Below are 17,738 nucleotides of genomic sequence, written 5' to 3' on the forward strand. Positions count from 1 at the left end.
CACGCGTGTGTTGCGCAAAGGGTTATTGCGAGAAGGATTTCAGATATTCCGTGACTGCGGCGATATCTTCATCTTTGCGCAGACCGGCGAAAGACATTTTGGTGCCTTTGATGTAGCCGCGCGGATCCTCCATGAATTCGGCCATGGTTTCCTCGTTCCAGACCATGCCGTCGGCGCCCATCTGTTCCAATGTCTTGGAATAGCGGAAGCTGTCAACGGCAGCCATCTCGCGCCCCATCACACCGTTCAGCTGCGGGCCGACGCGGTTTTGCGCGCCCTCGCCTACTTGGTGACAGGCCTTGCACTGGCGGAACACTTGTTCACCATCTTCGACCAACCCCATGTCCAACGCCGCGGTCTCGGCCTCGGGCTCAGAGGCGGTGTCGGCAATTGCCGTCTGCTCGTTCGCTTCTTCAGCATCCGCACCAGTGTTTGCCTCTTCCATCGCCTCTTTGGCCTCGGCCTCACCCTCGTCTTCCGGGGTCACATCCAGAACCGCAGCGCGCATGGTGATTTCCACGCTATCTTTGCAGTCCTCCATGCAGGCCGCCTCGCTAAAGCGCGGGTACTCGGTCTCGGGCCGATCATCGACGATAAAGCCGTTGGCATTCGGCATTTCGACCTCAAGGAAGTTTTCATTCGACAACACGAAATCATCTTCCACTATGAAGTTCGAATACAGGATATAGGCAACGATCGCGTAGGTCTCGTCTGTCGATAGCGTCTGCGCCGCGCCATAGGGCATCGACCGATGCACGTAATCCCATGCGGTGGACAGATACGGCCAATACGACCCGACGGTCTTCAACGGGTCTTCATCCGCCAAAGTTCCGTCACCGCCTGCCAGTTTTGGCCAGTTGCCAACGCCTTCGGCAAAATCACCGTGGCATACGGCACATTGCGCGATGAACACCTCTTCACCATCTAGAACCGATCCCGACCCAACAGGCAGGCCCGTGCCATCCGGGGCCACGTCCAGATCCCACGCCGCGATTTCCTCGGGCAGGGCTTCACGGCCAAGCCCGATACGTTTGGCATCTGCGGCGGCCTCGGCACGCGCAGCGGCGATGAACATCATGTCCGGCGACCCGGCATCAGCGGCCACAAACGAAACCTCCGACGGCATCGGCGCCACGTTGCGGTCGGCAAAGTTATAGGCCGCCGTGAGCAGCGCAACCGCGCTCACCCCGGTCAGACCGTAAAGTTTAAGAGACTTCGACATTCTCTGCCTCCCCGTTTTCCTTCACCCACCAAGTCTGGATGCAGTTGTTGTGATAGATCGAGTTTTCGCCGCGCACGTCACGCAACGCATCCTTGCTGGGCTGGACATAACCGGTTTCGTCATGGGCCCGCGATTGCAACAGCATCTCGCTGCCGTCCCAGTCAATTTCCAGATAAAACCGCGACAGCGCCTTGGATTGTCCCTCGGCGGCCAGTCGGGCCTGCTGCCAGTTCTTGCCGCCATCCGTGGACACATCCACACGGGTGATGGCACCGTGACCGGACCACGCCAAGCCGGTGATCACCAGCGGGCCGGGGCCGTGTTTGATCGGGGCTTGCGGGCTGGGGCTGGTGACGACCGATTTGGCGTCCATGACCCATGTCCACTTGCGGCTGGTGCCATCTTCCATGGTGTCGGTGTATTTCGAGGTTTCCTCGCGGCTTTCGATTGCCTGATCGGTCACCTCAACACGACGCAGCCACTTGACCCACATGTTGCCTTCCCAACCGGGAACGACCAAACGCACGGGATAGCCATGTTCTTTGCGCAGTGCCTCGCCGTTGGCCTTGAACGCCACCAGAACATCGTCCAGCGCCTTTTCCATCGGGATCGAACGCCCGTTCGAGGAGGCGTCCGCGCCTTCGACATAGACCCACTTGTCCGATAGATCGCCGGTGGTTTCCAAGCCCGCTTCGGTCAGAAGCGTGCGCAAGGACACACCGGAATATTCCATGTTGTGAATCATGCCATGGGTAAACTGCGCGCCGTTCAACTGCGCACCGGCCCATTCCATGCCCGTGTTCGCCGCGCATTCGCAGAAATACACATGGTTTTCCCGCGGGAAACGCTCAAGATCCTCGTAGGTAAAGACCAGCGGCTTGTCGACCAAACCATTGATCATCAGGCGGTAATCTTCTTTCTTAAGCTCAATCGCGCCCGAGTGGTGGCGTTCAAACGCGCAGCCCTGCGGTGTGATCGTCCCATCCAAGGCATGGATCGGCGTAAAGTTGATCGAACTGATCGTATCGGCCGTCAGCCATTCCACGTTCCGGCGGATCACGTCGCTCTCGAACCGGATCGGCATCCCGTAAGGTGTCTCATCCACCGCGTCGCCAAAGCCGGTGGCCCAATACTGGACCTCGGTGATCAACGGGTCCGGCTCTGCGGCGCGGGCCATACCTGCCCCGGCCACAGCCCCGCCAGCAGCGACCGCGCCCTTCAGGAATGCGCGGCGCGAGGCCCCTGAGTTTTCATTGTCGGCTGTCATTTGTCCTAAGCCTCCTCTTATAACATCAAATTCGTTTATATGAATATGATGAAACCATGGTATCGGTCAAAGGGTCGCGGCACAGATTATGTGCCGCTTACCTTCACGCTTGTGTTCGGCTCCAGCGAAATGGTGCCTTGCTTTCGAATGTGGCTTTCCACCACATCCCAAATCTGCGGGCCTTCGGTGCCTTCGTTGACACTGGCCCAACCAGCCACAACGTAGTTACGCGCCGGGTCAATCGCCTCGCCCGTGCTTAGCAACGTCATGTCGGAAATCCGCTCACCCTGCGGCTTGGAGATGTCGATCGAATAGCCCATGCCACCGATGCGCACCATGTCGCCGCCCTGCTGGTAGTAGGGATCGGGGTTAAAGATGTTGTCGGCCACGTCTTCCAGAATCACCTTGATGAATTCGCCTGTCATCTCGCTGCGATAGGCTTCACCATAGGACATCGACGTCACGTTCCAGATATCGTCACGCGTGATGTCGTCACCGGGGATCAGGCTGGGGCCCCACCGCACACCGGGGCTCATCGCGATCTCGGCGTCGCGTTCACTCAGCAGCGCATCACAGATCAGATCGTCCCACGAGCCGTTGAAGTTCCCGCGACGGTATAGCAAGCTGTCGGTCGTGCCGATCACTTCGTCCAGCTCGGCCAGATAGGGCGCGCGCTGTTCGTCAATCAAGGCTGTCATGTCGGCATCTGGCTCGATCACATCGCTGAAAATCGGGATCAGCTTGTGACGGAAGCCCATCATCTTGCCGTCACGCACGTCTAGATCAACGCGGCTGACGAATTTCCCGTTCGAGCCCGAGGCAATAATGATCGTATCATCCACCAAAACCGGCTCAGGCAGCGCATCATGGGTATGGCCCGACAGGATCACGTCAATCCCGCTGACGACGCCAGCCATCTTCTTGTCCACGTCAAATCCGTTATGGCTCAGACAGACAACCAATTCGGCACCTTGGCTGCGCACTTCGTCGACCATCTTCTGCATATTCGCGTCGCGGATGCCAAAGCTATAATCGGGGAACATCCAGCCGGGGTTCGCAATTGGCATGTAGGGGAACGCCTGACCGATCACAGCAATCTTGACGCCGCCACGTTCGTAGAATTCGTAGGGTTTGAATTCAGCCGCCGGTTCATCCCACATCGCGTCAAAGATGTTCTGACCAAGCGCATCAAACGGCAAACCTTCCACAATCTCGCGCACACGATCCTGACCAAGCGTGAATTCCCAGTGGAACGTCATCGCGTCCGGCTTCAACGCGTTCATCACGTTGACCATGTCCTGACCTTCGGTGTGATAGCATGTGTAAGAGCCATGCCACGTATCGCCACCATCCAGCAGCAATGCGTCAGGCCGCGCGGCTCGGATCGAATTCACGACAGTTGCGACCCGATCCAGACCGCCGACGCGGCCATATTCCTTGGCGAGCGATGAAAAATCATTATAGGTCAGCGCATAATGCGACGGGCTGCCATCTTCGATACCGTACAGCTTGCGGAATTCGGCCCCGGTCACATGGGGCACCTCGCCTTTGTTGCTACCGACGCCGATGTTAATCTCCGGCTCGCGGAAATAGACCGGCTTCATTTGCGCATGAATGTCTGTGATATGGATCAGCGACACGTTTCCGAACGTGTCAAATTCCAAAAGTTGGTCCTGAGTCAGCGCTTGTTGCGCGGCAAGTTTGGCCCAATTACCAAACCCACTGGCACCGTACAACGCCGAGGCCGCCATGCTGACCTGTAGAAAATCGCGACGAGAGATCATTTCAGTCTCCGAAAGTTAAAGTTATCCTGTCCCGCCCCCGAAGTCCCGGATGCGGATCGGCCCAAAGGCCAAGAATTTCAATGTCATGCAAGGCAGCGGCGGGGCCGGGGCAGACAAAGCCGCCCCGGCCGTCGTCATATCAGTTGCGGACCGACGGCCCCTCGACCGACAGGCCGTTGCCGCGGCTTGCAACATACAGCTCCAGCGCGACGAATTCGTCACTGCCCGGCGCGAACGTCTCGGCACGCGTATCACGCACACAGCCTTTGAAACGCCCGTGAACGGTGTTCAGCTTGGCATTCTTCAAACGATATGTCGGGAAGCCGTTGATCTGCCCCTGGCTGAGGTGATCGGCGCGGATCATCATGCCATAGCTGTCTTCGTGACAGTTGGCACAAGACAGCTCAAGCTGACCAGTACGCGTGTAATACAGCTCTTTGCCCTTTTCCCAAGTTTCCTTGGCAGGGCCGTCGATTGCCACATTCACCGGCATCCCGCGCGATTGCACCGCGATCAGCGCTTCCATGTTCGCCATCTGACCGCCCGCGTATTTGTAGGGTTCTGCGCCCATGTTGTTTTCGCGGCAGTCATTGATCTGCATGGCCAGTGTCTGAACCTCGCCAGCGTCCTCATCCCACTTGGGATAAACAGCGCGGACGCCTTCCATGCTTTCCGGACCTTCGTGGCACGACGCACATGAATTGCCTTCACTGCCTTCGACAGCGTTCCATTGCGCTATGCCCTCATCGACGAAGATCATGCCAGAATTGTCAAAATCATCCATCTGCAAGGCCTGTGTCTCGTCCGAGCGGAAGTGCCAACCGGACATGATCTGGTCCATGTTCGCGTCTTCCATGTGCGCGGGCAGCTCGGCCTTGGTGGTCATCTCGATTTCACCATTGATGATCAAAGTGTCATCATCCGGTTCTGCCGATGCCACGCCAGGCACGGCCAGCATAAGCGCGGCCACTGCTGTCATTGCATTGAATTTCATACGTTTCCTCCCTTTTGGTTACCCTGCAGCCCAATCAAGGGCCAGCAGGGCACCTTTATTGTTCGCAACGATTAACCAACAGCAACCGCTTTTGTATCTTCGTAAACGTCACCGTCATCGTCATACCAAGTGAATTTGAATTCACCGGCTTCAGGGACTTGTGCCTCAAACTCGAAATACGGGTTGGTGGAAATCGCGGGTTCCATTTTGAAGTCAACAACGCTCTCGCCGTTGAATTCGCAAGTGAAACGGTGGATGATCGACCGCGGGATGACATTGCCATCGCTGTCTTTGCGCTGACCCGATTCCATCTTGTGGCTGATCAGGGTCTTGATCACGATCACCTCGCCGGCATCGGCCGACTTGGGAACCTTCACGCGGGGGCGTACACCTTCTGCCATTGTGTTCTCTCCTTCTCGCTTAGCCGCCGCAGCCGCCGATTGTGACCTTTACGGTCTTCGATACTTTGGCAAAGCTGCCATCCGACATTTTCGCCACTGCGACCACGTCCTGCGTTCCAGCAAGCCGGATACGGGTTTTGGCGCGCTGCGCTCCGGCCAGAGGGCCAAAGTTGAAGGTCGCAACGCCCGGGGTCGGGTTGCCAGCGGCCAGAACCATGATGGCTTCTGCACCTTCGGCGGACACTTCGATCGGAACGGTGTTGCCGTTTTCGGCAATCTCGGGCGCATCCAGTTCAACGCCACCGTCGGCCACATCGGCACCGCCGGTGAATTCGTTGATCGCATCGTCCACAGCCGAGGCCATGGCGGGCATGGGCAGCACGGTCACCGCAGCAGCGGCAGCCCCGAGTGCCATTGTTTCACGTCGTGTGATTTGCATTTTCATCTCCTTGGATAATCCGTGACGGGATCATTCTTCCTTGAGGGTAACAAGGAAGGCGACCACATCTTCGATTTGCTGGGCCGTCAGCAGCGGATCCAGCGGGCCTTCGGGCGCTTTGCCAGTGTAGGCATCGCCCGGCCGCGTGAAGCCTTCAACCTTGAAGTAGGCTGGCATCATTGTTCCCGGATAGGTCTTCTTGGCATTGGCCACGATACCGCGAATTTCGGCTTCGCCCCAGCGATCGCCAACACCGTCCAGCGGCGGGCCGATTTCACCATGGAACGGTGCATCATCAAGTGCGGACACCTTGTGGCACGATATGCAGTTGCCGACCGACTTGGACTTCATGACCACAGCGCCATTTTCGACATCCCCGGGTTGACCGGTGAGCGATTCGGCAACCGCGCCATATTCGTCGAACTGCACGTCGCCCGGCGCAACCGGTTCGGCCATTGCAGATCCAGCCGCAAGCACTGTTGCTGCCAGAATAGTTGTTGAAAGCTTCATGTTTCCTCCCATGGCTACCATGTTTTTTGCTGCGATAGCTCTGTATACAGTAGGCTACCAGCCATGTCTTTCGCAACAACAAATTCAGGTTTGTGAATTATTTCCAGACAAGCCCCTGATTTTTACTGATCTTGCCGGGCGCGCCATTCTTGAATGCGGCGCGCGTGATCACGTTGAAACGCCTCGGCGGCTTGTTGCGCCGTTTTCCCGTTTGGCACCTATTTGGCCAAGACTATCACGGACGGGGGAAACAAAACCTCCCATTTCCGCAGGACATCCTTTTCCGGCATAGTTACGCCATCGCATCCGATGGTTTTAACGATCATCATCCAGGGTCCGTTATGCGACACAAAAGGTCTCTGAGATGTAGCCGGCGGTTTTGGGCTGCGGATAGACCGGCTCATGCATTTGCTGACAGTCACCCCTCCCCCCTGCGCAATCACCAGCGCCACCGGCTTGCCTGTCGCACCGTTCTTGGTCCGATTCTCAGGAAGGTCCACAAACGTGTCACGCATACACCCCCGTAATATGCAGGCCGCCCTCGCCCAGCTCTGCGACCATCGCGGGCGCGAACAGGTCGATCAATCCAAAGCCGACGTCACCCGATAGACTGGAACGACGGGAACCACCGCAGCATCATATTCGCGATCAGGTTCACCGCATCCGTTGCGATCAGAACGGCGAAGACGATCAACATAGCGCCCATCGCCTTTTCCACGTAGCCCAAGTAGCGCCGCTTGGATTGAATCCAGTTCAAAAACGGGCGCGCGAACAAGGCCGCCACGATGAACGGCGCAGTCATTGCCAGCCCATACACCATCAAAAGCAAAGCCCCTTCGGCGACGCTGCCCATGCCACTGGCCACCATCAAAATCGCCGCCAGCGCCGGGCCGACACAGGGCGTCCAGCCAAATCCAAAGGCAAGCCCCATGACATAAGCGCCGATGATCGTCGTCGGCGCGGCGGTGCTTTCCACCCGCGCTTCGCGATACAACAGCGGTATACGGATCATCCCAAGAAAATGCAGGCCAAACAGCAATAGCACCCCGGCCGCCACATAGCTGAGTGGTTGCCGCCACTGCGCAAACGCCTGTCCCAGCGCCGTGGCCCCCATACCCAGCAATACGAAGATCGTCGTGACCCCCAAGGCAAAGAAAGCCGCCGAAATCACAAGCCGCTTTTGCGCCCCGGGTGCAATTGCGCCATCGCCGCGCAACTGGTTCATCGACAGGCCCGCCATGTAGCACAGATAAAACGGCACCATCGGAAGAATACATGGCGTAAAAAACGACAAAAGCCCCGCAAGCGCAGCCCCGGCATAGGAAATGTCCAGCATTCGCGAAGCTCCTTGTTAAATCAACATATTCAAATTAGGTTGTATGATCATCAAAGGTCAAACGGTTCCACCATGCCCCTACGCGCACTTACTGCATTATCCGCACTACTCTGGCTGACAGTCGCCCCCGCTGTTCACGCCGTCGAATTGATCATGGTAGAGCAGAAGGGCTGCCACTATTGCATTGAGTGGAAAACCGATCTTGGTCCGATATACCCCAAAACTTCGGAAGGGCAATATGCGCCCCTGCGCACGGTCCAGATCAAGGATGCGCCACCCGAAGGCGTCGATTTTGCCCGCCCCGTGACCTTTACACCGACATTCGTTTTGGTTGACAACGGCCAAGAATTGGGCCGTGTAGAAGGCTACCCCGGCGAGGATTTCTTTTGGGGGCTTCTGACCATGCTGCTTGAAACACACACTGACTATCCGAACCAACCGCAAACCAATTAGATCAATCGATCCTGAACGCGCCCGTATCAGGAGCCCATAAAACGGAACCAACCGATGGCACTGCCAGTATTTGACAGCTCCCTCAGCGACGCTGAAATGGACAGCATGCTGGAGAACGCGACCAATGCATCAAACTTCCTGAAGGCCATCAGCCACGAAGGCCGTCTGATGATTCTGTGTCATCTCGTCTCGGGCGAAAAATCAGTTACGGAACTGGAAGACCTGCTGTCGGCGCGGCAGGCCGCCGTGTCGCAGCAGCTTTCTCGTCTGCGGCTGGAAGGTCTGGTCATCCCTAGACGCGACGGCAAAACGATTTACTATCGCCTAGCAGATGAACGTCCGCGCCGTGTGCTTGAACTGATCTATGAGCTATTCTGCGCCGACGACTCCGAAGGTTTGCCAGCCTAGCGGCCCAAACCTCCGAGGAGCGGGGGACACGCGCCATGCTTGATTATATCAACGACAACACACTTGTGGCCCTGATCGGGCTTGTCTCGGGAATTATGCTGGGGCTCGCCGCACGTCTGGGGCGGTTCTGCACCATGGGCGCGATCGAAGACATGCTATATGGCGGGTCTCTGACACGCATGCGCATGTGGGGTCTGGCCATCGGTATCGCGGTGATGGGCACATTCGCCCTGACCGGCGCAGGCCTAATGGCGCCCGAACAATCTTTCTACCTGTCAATCCGCTGGATGCCGCTGGCCTCGATCCTAGGAGGGCTGATGTTCGGTTACGGCATGGCGCTGGCTGGCAACTGCGGCTACGGCTGCATCGCCCGACTGGGTGGCGGCGATTTCCGGGCCTTCGTGATCGTGATCGTCATGGGTGTGTCTGCCTATGTGATGCTGCATGGCCCACTGTCCTACCTGCGCAACTGGGCCTTTTTTCAGGAAGAGGTGACAACTGGCTTGCCGCCGGGTCTGGTCCATCTGGTTGTCCAACAAACAGGCTGGTCTTTGGCCGCAACCGGGATCGTTGCGGGTGCGTTGATCACGCTGGCCGCGCTATGGTCGCGGGCCTTTGTCAAAGACGTGAAATCCATGTTCTGGGCCGCGATCGTGGGGCTTGCCATCGTCGCCGGATGGGCGGGCAGCTATTGGGTGGCCACCACAGGTTTTACCGCAATGCCGGTGGTGTCGCACAGCTTTGCCGCGCCGGTGGGTGAATCGCTGCAATATCTGATGACGGCCTCGGCCAGACCGGTGACGTTCGCGGTCGGATCGGTCACTGGCGTGGCCGTTGGTGCCTTCATCGGATCGCTGATCAAGGGCCATTTCCGCTGGGAGGCCTGCGAAGATCCGCGCGAATTGCGCCGCCAGATCACCGGGGCCGTCCTGATGGGCGGGGGGGCCGTGATGGCCATGGGCTGCACGGTCGGCCAAGGCCTGTCTGCCTTTTCGGTGCTTAGCTTTTCGGCCCCGGTCACGTTCTTGGCGATCATCGCCGGCGCTGCCCTTGGGCTGCGCCAACTGATCGAAGGCTTTCAGCCCGCCGAGTGACCCCGGTTATTCGGTCGCAAAGGCGTGTCAAACCCGCTGCTGCGTATACTGCCTCAGCTCAGCCCGCGCCACTTGTCGGCGATGCACGGCGTCCGGGCCGTCGGCCAATCGCAAGGTGCGTAGATGCGTCCACATCCCGGCCAAGGCAACGTCTTGGCTGATGCCTTGCGCGCCAAACATCTGCACCGCCTCATCGACGACTTTCAACGCCATGCGCGGGGCGACCACCTTGATCTGGTGAATCCACGGCGCAGCGGCGCGCGCATCGCCTTGGTCCATCATCCAAGCGGCCTTGAGGCATAGCAAACGCGCCTGCTCAATCTCCATCCGGCAGTCGGCGATGATGTCATAGTTGGCCCCAAGCTGCGCCAAAGGTTTGCCGAACGCGTCGCGGTCCAGCGCGCGGCGGCACATCATCTCCAACGCGGCTTCGGCCTGTCCGATGGCGCGCATGCAGTGGTGAATACGCCCCGGCCCCAGCCGCCCTTGGGCGATCTCGAACCCACGCCCCACGCCCAGCAACAGGTTTTCCGCGGGCACCCGCACATCGGTAAAGCGGATATGCATATGCCCGTGCGGCGCGTCGTCGTGGCCATAAACCTGCATCGGGCGCAGCTTTTCGATACCCGGCGCATCAGCAGGCACCACGATCATCGAATGGCGCTGATGCTTGGGCAGGTCATCGCCGCCGGTGCGCACCATGACAATATAAACCGCACAGCGCGGATCACCGGCCCCGGTCGCCCACCATTTTTCACCGTTCAACACATAGCTGTCACCGTCGCGCACGCAAGACATCGCGATATTGGTCGCGTCCGAGCTGGCCACATCCGGCTCGGTCATCAAATAGGCGCTGCGAATCTCGCCCTCCAGAAGCGGCGTCAGCCAGCGGTCTTTCATGTCCTGCGTTCCATAACGCTCGAACACTTCCATGTTGCCGGTGTCTGGTGCGTTGCAGTTGAACACCTCGGCGCCCATCGGCGTGCGGCCCATTTCCTCGGCCAGATAGGCATAGTCCACCGTGCTCAGCCCATGGCCCTTGTCGCTATCGGTCAGCCAGAAGTTCCACAATCCCGCCGCCTTGGCGCGCGCCTTCAACCCTTCAAGGATTTCGGCCTGACGGGTCGTATACTGCCAGCGGTCCCCCTTCGGGATTTCGGCGGCATAGTCAGCCTCTAGCGGCATGATCTCGTCCCGGATCATGGCACGCACGCGATCACGCAAGGCACTGGTTTCTCGACTCATTCCAAGATTCATTTGTAGTTCACCCTTTTCTGCCCGGCCTGCTGACCGCCCTATCGACCTGTGCTTGCATTCGCGACGCTCAAAACCCTATTGGGGCCTGAACACGACCAAAATCGCGAAATCGTCTTAACCATTCCCGGAAATTTCCGCACGGCTGCCTCAAACGAACGAGACATTTGCCACGGCGTCAAGATGAACCCGCCGAAAGGTGTGGTTTTTAAACTGTTTCGCGCCACCCCACCTGTACCAGTAAACGAGAGTTGTATTTTCAATGTCGATACAGACACGAACCAACCACCCAGACAGCGGGCCACAAGTGGCCAAAGCCGTCACCTGCTTTACACCCGGCACCCTAATCACCACCAAAGGAGGCCGCCGTGCTGTGGAGTCGCTGCGCCCCGGTGATCGCGCCTTGACCCGCGACAACGGATTTCAACCGGTGATTTGGACGGGGCAACATGTTTGCAACAACCTAAATCAAAACTGCGGAAGGCTGGCGACACCGGTGTTGATCCGCGCGGATGCACTTGCCCCCGGCCTGCCCGAGCGTGACATGCTCGTGTCACCCCAGCATCGCTTCTTGACGACTGATCCCGCCCGCCTGTCGGGCACCGGCGAGTCCGAGGCATTGATCGAGGCAATCGCCCTGATTGGCGCGCCTGGCATTGAACGGGCGACCTGTGAGAGCGTCACCTATATTCACATCCTGTTCGAGCAGCACGAAATCATCCTGTCTGAAAACGCGTGGTCCGAAAGTTTTCAACTGACCCAAGCAAACGCGCGGGCGCTGGCGCAAGACTGCCAAATCAAGGCCTCACCCTGCTTTTCCGACGCGGATCATACCGGCGTGACTCTGCAATGTCCTGCGCGCACCTGCCTGCCCAATACCGCAAGCGCGGCCTGATTGCGCGGCATTGTCCTTTCCGGCCCGGCGCAGCGCGCTAGACTACGAGCCATGGATAGGCCCATTTTCATCGGTTCCGAAATATATCGCGGCTCAAGCTATGGGCCGCGACACCCGCTGGCCATTCCGCGTGTCCCTACGGTGATTGATCTGTCGCGCGCCATCGGCTGGCTACCGCGCGACAGCTATCGCACCAGCCCCCGCGCGCGCCCTGCCGCGCTGACGGCCTTTCACACCCCGCGTTACGTGGCAGCCCTGCAACAGGCCGAAGCCACGGGCCAAGTCTGCGAGGGCACACGCGCCGACCATGGCCTTGGCACGCTGTCCAACCCGGTATTCTCCGAGATGTTTCGCCGCCCGGCCACCGCTGCGGGCGGTTCGCTTTTGGCTACGGAACTGCTGGCCAATGGTGGCGCTGTCTATAACCCCGGCGGTGGCACGCATCATGGGCAGGCCGATCGCGCCAGCGGGTTTTGCTACCTCAACGATCCGGTGCTGGCCCTCAAGGCGCTGTTTGCCCAAGGGCTGACGCGGGTGGCCTATGTCGATATCGACGCCCATCACAGCGACGGGGTGGAACAAGCAATGGCAGGCACGGACGGTCTGTTGATGATCTCCACCCACGAGGAAAACCGCTGGCCCTTTACCGGCGGGCTGGACGATCATGCACAGGGCACCGCACTGAACCTGCCGCTGCCGCTTGGCGCGCAGGACGATGATTTTGCCTTGGCCCTGCACGAGATGATCTTGCCCACCGTGGCCGCGCACCGGCCACAGGCCATCGTTTTCCAATGCGGGGCCGATGCCGTGCTGGAAGACCCGCTGTCGCGGCTGGCCTTTTCAAACACCGCGCATATCGCCGCACTGCGCCATCTGCGCCCCCTTAGCCCACGGTTCCTGATGCTGGGCGGCGGCGGTTATAACCCGTGGAGCGTGGGCCGCCTGTGGACGGCGCTTTGGGCCACGCTGAGCGGCTATGACATCCCCGATCATCTGCCCACCCCGGCCCGACAGGTGCTGGAAGGGCTGAGTTGGACCCGCAAAGCCCACCTGCCCCGACCCGACCATTGGACCACCACGATTCTTGATGCGCCGCGCAATGGCCCGATCTTGGCCGAGGTAAGGCAGCGCGTGCGCCACCTTCAGGCGCGGCAAGTTGCGTGGGTCTGACCCCTTGCAATTCCCTGCGCAACCGGCAAAGCCTTGCGCAAAGCAAGGACCACACGCATGACCGATCAGCCAAACCAACCCGATCCTTTCGCCATTCCGCCCGACACATTGGGCATGAGCGCCGACGATATGCGCCGCCTTGGGCATCGGGTGGTCGATATGGTGGTCGACCGGTTTGAACGCCGCAATACCGAGGCGGTGATCACCACCGGCGATGCCTCTGATCTGACCACGCAGCTTGGCGGACCTTTGCCCGACGCACCGATTGACCCCGACACAACATTGGACCTGATGGCACAGGTGGCCCTGCAAAACATGCAACACGGCGATCATCCGCGCTATTTTGCACGTGTGCCCGGCCCGGCGTCTTTCGCGGCGATTCTGGGCGAGTGGATGGGCACCGGATTTAACACGATCTGCGCCAGTTGGGGCGGCGGATCGGGCCCGGCGGTGGTGGAAACCACTGTCTGCACATGGGTGGCGGAAATGTTGGGCCTGCCTGCCCAAACCGAGGGCGTGTTGTTGTCGGGCGGATCGCTGGCCAATCTCACCGGCTTTTGCGTGGCGCGGTCGGAAATCGGGTCGGGCGTGGCCTATCTAACCGACCAAACCCACGCGTCCCTGCCGCGCAACCTGCGCCAAATGGGCCTGCCCGAGGATCACATTCACATTCTCCCCTCGGATGACGCGCTGCGCCTGTCGGCCGACACCCTGCAAAGCGCCATTGCCGAGGATATCGCCGCAAGCCGTCGCCCGATGATGGTGATCGCCACCGCCGGCAGCACCAATACCGGCGCGACCGACCCGCTGGACGCCATCGCCGATATTTGCGCCCGGCACGATATCTGGCTGCATGTCGATGGGGCCTATGGCGCGCCCGCCGCCATCACCGATCAGGGCCGCGCCACGCTGCGCGGGCTAGAGCGCGCGGATTCGGTCGTGCTGGACCCGCATAAATGGTTCTTTCAGCCCTATGATCTGGGCATGTGCCTTGTCACCCGGCCCGGTGCGCTGGACCGGTGCTTTTCGATGAACCCCGAATATCTGCGCGATGTGCAGGCCACTGACGGGGCCGTAAACTATGGCAACCGGTCGCTGGAATTGTCGCGCCGATCACGCGCGCTGAAACTTTGGATGTCCCTGCGAAGCTACGGCGCACAGGCCTTCCGCGGTGCGGTGGCCGACGGGATCGCCTTGGCCGAGTTCACAGAAAGCCATCTGCGCAGTCAGCCTGAAACGTGGGAGGTGATCACCCCCGCACAGCTGGGAATCGTGTGCTTTGCCCATCGAGAATCGGACGCGGCCGATCATGCGGCGCGGGCTGCGCGTTTGGCGGCGTCGGGCTTTGCCACCCTGTCCACCACAACGCTCAAAGACCGCTCGGCGCTTAGGTTGTGTACCATCAACCCGCTGACCACCAAGGCCGACATCATCGAAACGCTAGACCGGTTGGCCGCTCCGCTTTAGGGCTTTGGCTGGTGTTGCGTTCCGCCCACACCAGCCTGAAACCCGACAAAAAGTGTCATAAAAACAATTGCGAGACGCTCGCAGCACCCTAAATCCCTGCAAAACGCACGAAAATGCTTGTTTCACCCCCAAGATGTCGGGTTTAACGGCGCGTGGTGACAAACGGAACGGGACAGACATGAGCGACGGCAGCACCCTATTACCCCTGATCGCAAGCCTTCCATTTCTTGGCGCTTTGGTGCCCGGCATCATGATACGGGCGGGGCGCAATGCCTGTGCCACGTTCACCGCCGTGCCGACCATTCTGGCCCTTGTTCTGTTGGGCCTTATGGCGCCGGCGGTGCTGCGCGGCGAAACGCTACAGGCCGAAATCATGTGGCTGCCGCAACTGGGGCTGTCGGTGTCGTTCTTCCTTGACGGTCTGGGCCTACTGTTTGCGGGCATGATCCTTGGTGTCGGGCTGCTGATCACGCTGTATGCTCGGTTCTACCTGTCCGGCGACGACCCGATGGGCCAGTTCTATACCTATCTGCTGCTGTTCCAAGGCGCGATGCTGGGTATCGTCATTTCAGACAACATCCTGCTTTTGCTCATTTTCTGGGAGCTGACCAGCCTATCCTCCTTCCTGTTGATCGGCTATTGGAAACACCTGCCCGAAGGTCGGCAAGGCGCGCGTATGGCGCTGGCTGTCACCGGGGCGGGCGGTCTGGCGATGATCGGCGGGATGCTGATTCTGGGCAATATCGTGGGCAGCTACAACCTGACCGATATTCTGGCGCAGGGCGACGCGATCCGCGCGTCGGAGTGGTATATGCCCGCGCTGATCTTGATCCTGCTGGGCGCGTTTACCAAATCGGCGCAATTCCCGTTCCATTTCTGGTTGCCGCACGCGATGGCCGCGCCGACGCCGGTATCGGCCTATCTGCATTCGGCCACCATGGTGAAGGCCGGGGTGTTCCTGCTGGCGCGCATGTGGCCTGTGCTTTCAGGCACGCCGGAATGGTTTTACATCGTGGCCACGGTCGGTCTGATCACGATGGTGCTTGGCGCGGTGATCGCCCTGTTCAAGGATGACCTGAAGGCGCTCTTGGCGTTTTCTACCGTGTCGCATCTGGGCCTTTTGACCATGCTGCTGGGGTTTGGCACCGAAAAGGCCGCCATTGCGGCGGTGTTTCACATCATCAACCACCTGACCTTCAAGGCGGCGCTGTTCATGACGGCGGGGATTGTTGATCATGAAACCCACACCCGCGACATCAAACGCCTTGGCGGGTTGGCCAAGCTGATGCCGATCACCGCAGTGATCGGGACCATCACCGCATTGTCGATGGCGGGCATTGCGCCCTTCAACGGCTTTATTTCCAAGGAAAAAATGCTGGAAGAGGCCGTGCATACCGTCTGGTGGGAAAACCCGTGGCTGGTTCCGGCAGTGGCGACTTTGGGCGCAGTGTTCTCGGTGGCCTATTCCTTGCGCTTCATTTTCCACGTGTTCGGCGGCCCGGTCCGGGATGATTACCCATCCAAACCGCATGACCCGCCGTTTGGCCTATGGGCAGCCCCGGCGCTGCTGACGGTTCTGGTTGTCGGTATCGGCGTCATGCCATTTCTGGCCGAGCCGATCGTCAACATCGCCGCAACGGCCGTGACGGGTCAGGAAACAAACGCCTACCTCAAGCTGTGGCACGGGCTGACACCGGCGCTGTACCTGTCGATTGTGGCAGTTGTCGGCGGCATCGTGCTGCTGTTGTTGCACCGCCCGCTGGACCGGGCATGGCTGGCCGCCCCCCGCCCCGAGGCCAAGGCCATTTTTGATGCGCTTTATGCGGCACTGGCGCGGCTATCGCATGGCCTCACCGATGGTCTGCACAACGGCGCGATCAGCCGCTATCTGGCGATCTTCGTAACCGCGACCGTTGTGATGGGATATTTCGCCTTCACCTCTGGCACGCTTAGCCCGCCGTCGCGTGACTTGCTGCCGATCCCGGCTGTGGCCGCTGTCGGCTGGCTGTTGCTGATCGTCGCGACGGGGCTGGTTGTCATCAACCACCGCAACCGGTTCCGCGCTTTGATCCTGATCGGGATCATCGGGCTGATGGTGTCAGGCGGGTTTGTCTACCTGTCGGCCCCCGATCTGGCGCTGACCCAGATCTCGGTGGAAACCGTCACCATCATGCTGTTGCTGCTGGCGCTATATTTCCTGCCCAAGGACACGCCCAAAGAAAGCAGCACCGGCTTGCGCCTGCGCGACGGGGCGATTGCGGTGACGGCGGGTGCCGGTGTGGCCGGGCTGGCGATGACGTTCCTGATGCGTGATTTCAGCTCGATCTCGGACTTCCACCTTGCCAACTCCTACACCGGCGGCGGCGGCACCAACGTGGTTAACGTGATCCTTGTCGATTTCCGGGGCTATGACACCTACGGCGAGATCATCGTTCTGGGCATCGCCGGCCTGACCATATTCGCACTGATGGAATCGCTGTTGCGCGGCCCGGCTGGTGCGCGTCTTAAGGCGCAGCCGGTTCCGCCGGATCGTTCGCGCGACCGGCACCCGTTGATGATGGTGGTCGCCACGCGGGCCATGCTGCCGATTGCCGTGATGGTAGGTATCTACATCTTCTTGCGCGGTCATAATCAACCCGGCGGCGGTTTTGTGGCGGGGCTGGTGATTTCAATCGCGCTGTTGATGCAATACATGGCCTCAGGCTTTGCTTGGACGCAAAGCCGCCAACGCATCGAATATCACTCGATGATCGGCTGGGGCGCCTTGATTGCCGGTTTGACCGGGGTTGGCGCATGGCTGGGCGGTGCGCCGTTCCTGACCAGCATCTACGGCTACATCAAGCTACCGATGATCGAAAAATTCGGCCTCGGCTCGGCCTTTGCCTTTGATCTGGGCGTGTTCCTGACGGTGCTGGGCGCGGTAATGCTGATGCTGTACAGCCTGTCGCGGATTGCCCGCTATGCCGGGGAAACCGTCAATGTCGAACCGATGGATTACGACCCCTCGCTGCGGGTCACGGACAGCAAGCAGGAGGAGACGTAAC

General features: G+C 59.7%; 16 protein-coding genes. 7 read left to right on the top strand and 9 right to left on the bottom strand.

Going from position 1 to position 17,738, the window contains the following annotated elements; translation table 11 throughout:
• Positions 1-22: 22 nt before the first annotated feature.
• From HAT86_RS07130 to HAT86_RS07165, 8 genes are all read right to left on the bottom strand, one after another.
• The gene (locus tag HAT86_RS07130; RefSeq protein WP_167195040.1) at positions 23-1,222 is read right to left on the bottom strand and encodes a c-type cytochrome; all 1,200 of its coding nucleotides are present in this window, start codon (positions 1,220-1,222) and stop codon (positions 23-25) included.
• Positions 1,206-2,489, bottom strand: coding sequence for a sulfite dehydrogenase (gene soxC / locus HAT86_RS07135; protein WP_167195043.1), 1,284 nt, complete (start codon positions 2,487-2,489; stop codon positions 1,206-1,208). Before soxC ends, HAT86_RS07130 begins: the two co-directional genes overlap by 17 nt.
• 86 nt (positions 2,490-2,575) lie before the next feature.
• Positions 2,576-4,273, bottom strand: coding sequence for a thiosulfohydrolase SoxB (gene soxB, locus HAT86_RS07140; protein ID WP_167195046.1), 1,698 nt, complete (start codon positions 4,271-4,273; stop codon positions 2,576-2,578).
• 139 nt (positions 4,274-4,412) lie between these two features.
• Entirely contained in the window at positions 4,413-5,267 is an 855-nt protein-coding gene (gene soxA / locus HAT86_RS07145) for a sulfur oxidation c-type cytochrome SoxA (RefSeq protein ID WP_167195049.1), read from the bottom strand.
• A gap of 71 nt (positions 5,268-5,338) precedes the next feature.
• On the bottom strand, positions 5,339-5,668 hold the full coding sequence (gene soxZ, locus HAT86_RS07150; protein ID WP_167195053.1) for a thiosulfate oxidation carrier complex protein SoxZ: 330 nt from the start codon (positions 5,666-5,668) through the stop codon (positions 5,339-5,341).
• A 19-nt stretch (positions 5,669-5,687) separates the two neighbouring features.
• Positions 5,688-6,107 carry a thiosulfate oxidation carrier protein SoxY gene (gene soxY, locus HAT86_RS07155; protein WP_167195057.1) on the bottom strand — a complete coding sequence of 140 codons (420 nt, stop codon included), beginning with the start codon at positions 6,105-6,107 and terminating at the stop codon, positions 5,688-5,690.
• Positions 6,108-6,137: 30 nt separating this feature from the next.
• Positions 6,138-6,617, bottom strand: a complete 480-nt coding sequence (soxX, locus tag HAT86_RS07160) for a sulfur oxidation c-type cytochrome SoxX (protein ID WP_167195060.1) — start codon at positions 6,615-6,617, stop codon at positions 6,138-6,140.
• 598 nt (positions 6,618-7,215) lie between these two features.
• Positions 7,216-7,953: a cytochrome c biogenesis CcdA family protein gene (locus tag HAT86_RS07165; RefSeq protein ID WP_167195064.1), complete on the bottom strand. Its 738-nt coding sequence runs from the start codon at positions 7,951-7,953 to the stop codon at positions 7,216-7,218.
• Positions 7,954-8,106: 153 nt separating this feature from the next.
• Between HAT86_RS07165 and HAT86_RS07170 the strand changes: the two genes are divergently transcribed.
• From HAT86_RS07170 to HAT86_RS07180, 3 genes are read left to right on the top strand one after another with little or no spacing between them, the layout of a single operon-like run.
• On the top strand, positions 8,107-8,406 hold the full coding sequence (locus tag HAT86_RS07170) for a thioredoxin family protein (RefSeq protein ID WP_331272513.1): 300 nt from the start codon (positions 8,107-8,109) through the stop codon (positions 8,404-8,406).
• Positions 8,407-8,460: 54 nt separating this feature from the next.
• Positions 8,461-8,814: an ArsR/SmtB family transcription factor gene (locus HAT86_RS07175; RefSeq protein ID WP_167195070.1), complete on the top strand. Its 354-nt coding sequence runs from the start codon at positions 8,461-8,463 to the stop codon at positions 8,812-8,814.
• A gap of 35 nt (positions 8,815-8,849) precedes the next feature.
• The gene (locus HAT86_RS07180) at positions 8,850-9,908 is read left to right on the top strand and encodes a YeeE/YedE family protein (RefSeq protein ID WP_167195073.1); all 1,059 of its coding nucleotides are present in this window, start codon (positions 8,850-8,852) and stop codon (positions 9,906-9,908) included.
• 27 nt (positions 9,909-9,935) lie between these two features.
• Here HAT86_RS07180 and HAT86_RS07185 read toward each other — a convergent pair whose 3' ends face one another.
• Complete coding sequence (locus HAT86_RS07185; protein ID WP_231125850.1) at positions 9,936-11,153, bottom strand: acyl-CoA dehydrogenase family protein; 1,218 nt, start codon at positions 11,151-11,153, stop codon at positions 9,936-9,938.
• A 271-nt stretch (positions 11,154-11,424) separates the two neighbouring features.
• Here HAT86_RS07185 and HAT86_RS07190 point away from each other — a divergent pair, with 271 nt between their 5' ends.
• From HAT86_RS07190 to HAT86_RS07205, 4 genes are all read left to right on the top strand, one after another.
• Positions 11,425-12,057: a Hint domain-containing protein gene (locus HAT86_RS07190; RefSeq protein ID WP_167195079.1), complete on the top strand. Its 633-nt coding sequence runs from the start codon at positions 11,425-11,427 to the stop codon at positions 12,055-12,057.
• A 51-nt stretch (positions 12,058-12,108) separates the two neighbouring features.
• On the top strand, positions 12,109-13,227 hold the full coding sequence (locus HAT86_RS07195; protein WP_167195083.1) for an acetoin utilization protein AcuC: 1,119 nt from the start codon (positions 12,109-12,111) through the stop codon (positions 13,225-13,227).
• Between the two features lie 57 nt (positions 13,228-13,284).
• The gene (locus HAT86_RS07200; protein WP_196780544.1) at positions 13,285-14,694 is read left to right on the top strand and encodes a pyridoxal phosphate-dependent decarboxylase family protein; all 1,410 of its coding nucleotides are present in this window, start codon (positions 13,285-13,287) and stop codon (positions 14,692-14,694) included.
• Between the two features lie 178 nt (positions 14,695-14,872).
• On the top strand, positions 14,873-17,737 hold the full coding sequence (locus HAT86_RS07205; protein ID WP_167195086.1) for a monovalent cation/H+ antiporter subunit A: 2,865 nt from the start codon (positions 14,873-14,875) through the stop codon (positions 17,735-17,737).
• Position 17,738 lies beyond the last annotated feature (1 nt).

It is taken from the genome of Roseovarius gahaiensis, from assembly GCF_011601345.1.
GTDB classification, from domain to species: Bacteria; Pseudomonadota; Alphaproteobacteria; order Rhodobacterales; family Rhodobacteraceae; genus Roseovarius; species Roseovarius gahaiensis.

What these genes read in the sequence shown, in the direction of transcription:
- soxY (WP_167195057.1), bottom strand. Translation starts at nt 6,107, where the DNA reads ATGCAAATCACACGACGTGAAACAATGGCACTCGGGGCTGCCGCTGCT.
- soxZ (WP_167195053.1), bottom strand. Translation starts at nt 5,668, where the DNA reads ATGGCAGAAGGTGTACGCCCCCGCGTGAAGGTTCCCAAGTCGGCCGAT.
- HAT86_RS07170 (WP_331272513.1), top strand. Translation starts at nt 8,107, where the DNA reads ATGGTAGAGCAGAAGGGCTGCCACTATTGCATTGAGTGGAAAACCGAT.
- HAT86_RS07185 (WP_231125850.1), bottom strand. Translation starts at nt 11,153, where the DNA reads ATGAGTCGAGAAACCAGTGCCTTGCGTGATCGCGTGCGTGCCATGATC.
- HAT86_RS07190 (WP_167195079.1), top strand. Translation starts at nt 11,425, where the DNA reads ATGTCGATACAGACACGAACCAACCACCCAGACAGCGGGCCACAAGTG.
- HAT86_RS07205 (WP_167195086.1), top strand. Translation starts at nt 14,873, where the DNA reads ATGAGCGACGGCAGCACCCTATTACCCCTGATCGCAAGCCTTCCATTT.
- soxX (WP_167195060.1), bottom strand. Translation starts at nt 6,617, where the DNA reads ATGAAGCTTTCAACAACTATTCTGGCAGCAACAGTGCTTGCGGCTGGA.
- soxC (WP_167195043.1), bottom strand. Translation starts at nt 2,489, where the DNA reads ATGACAGCCGACAATGAAAACTCAGGGGCCTCGCGCCGCGCATTCCTG.
- HAT86_RS07180 (WP_167195073.1), top strand. Translation starts at nt 8,850, where the DNA reads ATGCTTGATTATATCAACGACAACACACTTGTGGCCCTGATCGGGCTT.
- soxA (WP_167195049.1), bottom strand. Translation starts at nt 5,267, where the DNA reads ATGAAATTCAATGCAATGACAGCAGTGGCCGCGCTTATGCTGGCCGTG.
- HAT86_RS07200 (WP_196780544.1), top strand. Translation starts at nt 13,285, where the DNA reads ATGACCGATCAGCCAAACCAACCCGATCCTTTCGCCATTCCGCCCGAC.
- HAT86_RS07175 (WP_167195070.1), top strand. Translation starts at nt 8,461, where the DNA reads ATGGCACTGCCAGTATTTGACAGCTCCCTCAGCGACGCTGAAATGGAC.
- HAT86_RS07195 (WP_167195083.1), top strand. Translation starts at nt 12,109, where the DNA reads ATGGATAGGCCCATTTTCATCGGTTCCGAAATATATCGCGGCTCAAGC.
- HAT86_RS07165 (WP_167195064.1), bottom strand. Translation starts at nt 7,953, where the DNA reads ATGCTGGACATTTCCTATGCCGGGGCTGCGCTTGCGGGGCTTTTGTCG.
- HAT86_RS07130 (WP_167195040.1), bottom strand. Translation starts at nt 1,222, where the DNA reads ATGTCGAAGTCTCTTAAACTTTACGGTCTGACCGGGGTGAGCGCGGTT.
- soxB (WP_167195046.1), bottom strand. Translation starts at nt 4,273, where the DNA reads ATGATCTCTCGTCGCGATTTTCTACAGGTCAGCATGGCGGCCTCGGCG.